Annotated in this window: 1 protein-coding gene; it reads right to left on the bottom strand. The window is 71.1% G+C overall.

Translation table 11 applies throughout. The features are described 5' to 3' along the window. Nucleotides 1–69 precede the first annotated feature (69 nt). The coding region (locus IAE41_RS22340) for a methyl-accepting chemotaxis protein (protein WP_234458979.1) at nucleotides 70–553 on the bottom strand (484 nt) is incomplete at its 5' end.

Raw genomic sequence — 553 nt, 5'->3', positions numbered from 1 at the left:
CCCCCCCCCCCCCCCCCCCCCCCCCCCCCCCCCCCCCCCCCCCCCCCCCCCGCGAAGGCAATCAGGCGATCACGCCGCCGCGCGCGGGCGTCGCTCCGGCTGCAGGCGGAACGCCGATACCGCTTCAGCCAGGGCCTGGACCTGCGTCTGCATGTGCGCGGTGGAGGCACCGGCTTCCTCCACCAGGCTGGCATTGCGCTGGGTGCTCGATTCCATCTGCACGATGGTCTGGTTCACCTGGGCGATGCCTGCATGCTGGTCCTGCGATGCGCTGCGGATGGCGGTGAGCAGTTCCGCCAGCTGCTGCACGCTGCCGACGATCTCGCCCATGGTGGTGCCAGCCTGTTCGGCCTGCACATTGCCCTGGCCGACGCGGGCCACCGAGTCTTCAATCAGGCCCTTGATCTGCTTGGCGGCCTCGGCGCTGCGCTGCGCCAGCAACCGTACTTCGGAGGCCACCACGGCAAAACTGCGGCCCTGTTCGCCGGCACGCGCGGCTTCCACGGCGGCGTTCAGCGCCAGGATGTTGGTCTGGAACGCGATGCCGTCGATC

It is taken from the genome of Stenotrophomonas sp. S39 (genome assembly GCF_016624665.1).
Taxonomy (GTDB): domain Bacteria; phylum Pseudomonadota; class Gammaproteobacteria; order Xanthomonadales; family Xanthomonadaceae; genus Stenotrophomonas.
This window is presented reverse-complemented; position numbering and strand designations above follow the sequence as displayed.